At 36.9% G+C, this 4,777-nt stretch carries 4 protein-coding genes and 1 tRNA gene; all 5 read left to right on the forward strand.

Annotated features, from left to right (window positions below):
- The coding region (locus tag GX687_05300; protein HHX96856.1) for a ribonuclease PH at window positions 1-179 on the forward strand (179 nt) is incomplete at its 5' end.
- Between the two features lie 21 nt (window positions 180-200).
- Window positions 201-911, forward strand: a complete 711-nt coding sequence (locus GX687_05305; GenBank protein HHX96857.1) for an ABC transporter ATP-binding protein — start codon at window positions 201-203, stop codon at window positions 909-911.
- The gene (locus GX687_05310) at window positions 911-3,274 is read left to right on the forward strand and encodes an ABC transporter permease (protein HHX96858.1); all 2,364 of its coding nucleotides are present in this window, start codon (window positions 911-913) and stop codon (window positions 3,272-3,274) included. Before GX687_05305 ends, GX687_05310 begins: the two co-directional genes overlap by 1 nt.
- Window positions 3,275-3,286: 12 nt before the next feature.
- Window positions 3,287-4,510 (forward strand): HlyD family efflux transporter periplasmic adaptor subunit, encoded by a 1,224-nt coding sequence (locus tag GX687_05315; GenBank protein HHX96859.1) that lies wholly within the window; start codon window positions 3,287-3,289, stop codon window positions 4,508-4,510.
- 70 nt (window positions 4,511-4,580) lie between these two features.
- Window positions 4,581-4,657: transfer RNA gene (locus GX687_05320), tRNA-Arg, on the forward strand.
- Window positions 4,658-4,777: the final 120 nt, after the last annotated feature.

The raw sequence follows: 4,777 nt of genomic DNA on the forward strand, positions 1-4,777 counted from the left end.
ATTCGCAGGCTGATGTTGATTTAAATGTGGTAATGACTGGGCAAGGTAAATTTGTAGAAATTCAAGGTACTGCTGAGGCGGAACCTTTTAGTCGCGAGGAGTTGGCAGAATTATTGAATTTAGCCACAGGCGGAATCGAACAATTAATAGTTCTACAAAAACAGGTTTTGGGGGTGTAAAATAAGGAGGTGGTAGACTCAGTGCCTAAGAAGGTATTAATTAGTCTTGAAAATGTTTATAAGACATATCTACTTGGTGAGGTTAAAGTAGGAGCCTTAAGCAATCTATCATTGAAGATATATCAGGGTGAATTAATGGTTGTTTTGGGACCGAGTGGCTCCGGGAAAACAACACTTCTTAATATAATTGGTGGAATGGATCGTCCTACAGCTGGTCAAGTTTTTTACAAGGAAGAAATGATTAGTAAATATAGTGATCGGGAATTAACTTTTTATCGTCGTTGGGAGGTTGGGTTTATTTTCCAGCTATATAATTTAATGTCCTCTCTTACTGCATGTGAGAATGTAGAATTGGCTACAGAGTTAGTAAAGGATCCCCTAGTGGCGAAGGAAGTACTTACTAAAGTTGGTCTTGGGGATAGACTTGATCATTTCCCTTCTCAGCTTTCTGGTGGTGAACAACAAAGGGTAGCTATTGCTCGGGCTATAGCTAAAAGACCTGGTCTACTTTTAGGTGATGAACCAACCGGGGCTTTGGATTATGAAACCGGAATTCAAATTTTGGCACTTCTAAGAAAAATTAATCAAACATATGGTACCACTGTGGTTATTATTACTCATAATTCGGCTATTGCCGAGATGGCTGATCGGGTTGTGCGTTTGCGAAGTGGGGAAATTGTGGAAGATAAAAATAATTATCAACCTCTCCCGGCGGAAAGGATTGTCTGGTAATGAAGGTACTGGATAAAAGGCTTTTTCGTACTTTAAAGAATGCAAAAGCACAGTATGGAGCTGTGGTCATTATAATTTGTATTGGCTTGGCTACTTTGATTGGCTTAAGTAATACAGCACAAAATATGGATAATTCACTAAATGAATATTATCATTCTTATCAATTTGCCGATTTATTTGCTGAATTTACTCCGGTGCCGGTAAATGTAGTGGCAGACTTAAAGAAAATAAGAGAAATAGAAAAAGTTGAGGCTAGGATTGTAACAGATGTGCGGGTTGATATTGGAAGAGAGCCATATCCGGTTTTACGTTTGGTAAGTATTATTCCTCATCAGGAAATTAATCGTTTATATGTACAAAAGGGAAGAATTCCTCAAATAGGTGATGAGCGGGGCATTGCTTTGCTTAATGTTTTTGCGGAAGCAAATAATCTTGTGGTGGGTGATGAAATCACTTTGATTATTCGTGGGGAAGTGTTTCCGGTTACTATTATGGGTATAGTTGATAGCCCGGAATACATTTATGCCATACAAGATATTAAAAATATGCTTCCGGATAATTTGAATTTTGGTGTTGGTTTTATTAATTTATCCCTTTTACAAGAAATTACGGGACTCTCTGGACAAATAAATAATGTTGTTTTTACATTATCCCCGGGGGTAGATGAAAAAAATATTAGGGATAAAATTAAAGAAGATTTTAAAGGTTATGGTTTAAAAAATATTGTCACTAGGGATGATCATGTTAGTCATGCTTTAATGGATATGGAAATTGAACAGTTAAAACGCATGTCACAAGTAGTACCTTTTATGTTTTTAGGTATAGCCGTTTTGGTGATTTATATGTTAGTTTCTCGTCTTGTACAAACTGATCGTGTTATTATTGGTATTCTTAAGGCTACTGGTTATAACAATTACGAGGTAATGGCTCATTATTTAAAATTATCATTAATTTTGGGTTTGACAGGTGCTTTTTTAGGTGTTGGAATGGGATATTTAATGGCTAATTTTGTAACACGTTTAATGATTACTTATTTCCATTTACCTTTATTGGAAATACAGTTTTCTTATCAACTTGTTATTATCGGTTTTCTTTTGATAACACTATTTTGTAGTACAGCCGGTTTAATGGCCGTACGTAAAATAGTGAACATTGTTCCCGCAGAGGCTATGTGTCCTGTGGTTGTTTCCTCTGGTAAAAAAGGTTTACTTGAACAATGGGTGCCTAAATTGTGGATACGCATCACTTTTAGTTGGAAATTAGTACTTAGGGGTATTGGGCGTAATTTGCGTCGTTTCGCCTTATCAGTAATGGGGGTAGCGTTAACTTATGGTATTATATTATTTGCCCTTTACTTTTTTAATGTTTGGAATGTGGTTATTAATGCTCAATTTGGGGAAATGGAAAATTATGATTATACGGTATCTTTTATTCAACCGGTAAATTCGGAAATTATTACCGAAATGTGTTCCTTAAGTTCCATTACTGTAATTGAACCTTATATGGAATTACCTTTTCGAGTAGTTAGTGGGTGGCGGGAACAAACAATTTTGGCTCGGGCATTATCTAAAACTACCGAACTGTATCAATTTAGAAATGAAGCAGGTAAGATTGTTTCTTTGCCTACCAAAGGAGTTTTTCTTTCACAGGGGTTTGCTAAATCTTTGGGAATAGTTGAGGGAGATTTAGTTGCATTATCTTCTTATGCTACTAAAGGACAAACATTTTTAGTCCCGGTAAAGGCGATAGTGGATCAATACTTAGGTTCGGGTTTGTATCTTTCATGGGAGCAACTGGAATGTTTAACAGGACAAAAAGGGGTTTTTTCTGGTGTAGTACTCAATTCTTCCGCAGATATTAAGCGTGTTTTTCAAAACATGCCTAATATTGAATCTATCCATTCCAGTGCAGATTTAGTAGATATTTTTACCGAATACTGGGGGATGATTATTGCTTCTATGGGCTTTATAGTTTTCTTGGGAGGACTTTTAGGTTTTGCCATTTTATATAATACTATTTCAGTTAGTCTTTCTGAACGTAGGCGAGAACTTTCTTCTTTGAGGATATTAGGTTTTTCACAAAAAGAAATTTTTCGGTTGATAATTCGCGAAAATATGCTTGCTTTGTTAGTAGGTATATTATCGGGGATTCCTCTTGGTAAGATAATGATTGTAGGTTTAATGAATGCTATTTTGACAGGTTCCACAGGTGAAATGTTTTATTTCCCGACCGCAATCACGCCAATAACCTATTTATTAACAGCAGTTTTTGTGTTCGGGTTTATGTGTTTTACTCTTTTTGTTATACGTCGTAAGGTTTATAATTTAGATTTTTTGGAAGCATTATCAAGTCGATTTACTTGAGGGGGGAAGGAGATGACAGAAAAAAGAAAATTAATGCTTGGTGCTGTGGGAATATTATTGATTGTTTTAGTAGTAGTTTTCTATAGTCAAAAACAAGGTTTTGCAGTGGAGACTATGGTAGTAGAAAAAAGGGAAATTGTTCGTACAGTACTGGCAAGCGGACATTTTCAAGCGGTAGAAAAACATGAAATAATGGCACGTGATCCTATTATGGTTAAGGATGTTTTGGTAAAAGCAGGTGATGATATAGAAAAGGGTCAAAGGTTGGCTGTTCTTGATGTTGTTAGTATTGAAGCGGAAAAGCGGACCATTATGGCTGAACTTGCCGGTGTTAATACCCAATTGGTCAGTCTAGAAACTATTTTGCCTCTACAAAAAGCTCAAATTAAAAGTGAAATGTTAACGGTTGTGGAAAGTTTAAAACAAGCTCAAAAAGAGGTCGAGGCAATGACAAGGCTTTATCAATTGGGGGCTGTATCGGAAATGGATTGGCGACAAGCCCAAAATGATTTAGCGGTTTGGCAGTCAAAGGAACAGGCGATTAGAACTCAAAAAGCTCAAATAGAATCTCAAGCAATACTTATTAAACAGTATCAAGAGCAAAAGGAAGCTTTGCATAGTCGCTTGCAAGTTTTGGAGGAAAAATTAAATTATTATCAAATGAGGGCATCTCTATCTGGTAAGGTAAGGGAAGTATATGCTGAGGTTGGCACAATGGTGGGTGTTGGAGCACCTTTGTTTTTGCTTTCTACTTCTGATTTAATGGTTAGTGCGGAAATTCTTGCACAAGATGCTCCCAGTTTGGCTGTAGATCAAAAAGTATTAATTTCTGGTGAAGTATTGTCAACTCGGGTTCTTCCCGGTAAAATAAAGTATATTCATCCACAAGCCGTTGAAAAAATGTCGGAATTGGGAGTTGTCCAGCAACGTATACCTATTGAAATTATGTTTAACGAAACTGTGGAAAATATGTTGCCTGGTTACCCGGTAGAGGTAAAAATTATTACTGCTGAAAAAATGGCTTTGGCTGTGCCACGGGAAGCGGTATTTACCGTAAAAAATCAGGATGGCGTTTTTATTGTAAAAAAACGGCGTGCTATTTTTACTCCCGTAGAAATTGGTATAGAAGGTGAGGATTATTTTGAGGTTTTGTCCGGTTTGGTCGATGGGGATTTGGTAATTTTAAATCCGCCAAAGGAAATAGATGATGGGGTTTTTATAAAGTTAAATTGTTAGCCTAGGGGGCTTTGTAAATGTTGACAGGGATTAATATCTTTGCTAAAATAGCATATGCTGTAATTAGTTTGTGCCCATAGCTCAGCTGGATAGAGCAACGGCCTTCTAAGCCGTGTGTCCGGGGTTCGAATCCCTGTGGGCACGCCAATTCTAAAAATTGGATATTAATTAGTTGGAGGTTGAAAGAGGAATATCTAACTGCGAATATCTAATTTAGAGTTTGTGGTGGGTGTGGCGAAGCTGGTTAACGCACCGGATTGTGGCTCC

It is taken from the genome of Clostridia bacterium, from assembly GCA_012841935.1.
GTDB lineage: Bacteria > Bacillota > Peptococcia > DRI-13 > DTU073 > DUTS01.

Excerpts from the sequence above, each read along its gene's own strand:
- GX687_05310 (HHX96858.1), top strand. The coding sequence starts at position 911 with ATGAAGGTACTGGATAAAAGGCTTTTTCGTACTTTAAAGAATGCAAAA.
- GX687_05315 (HHX96859.1), top strand. The coding sequence starts at position 3,287 with ATGACAGAAAAAAGAAAATTAATGCTTGGTGCTGTGGGAATATTATTG.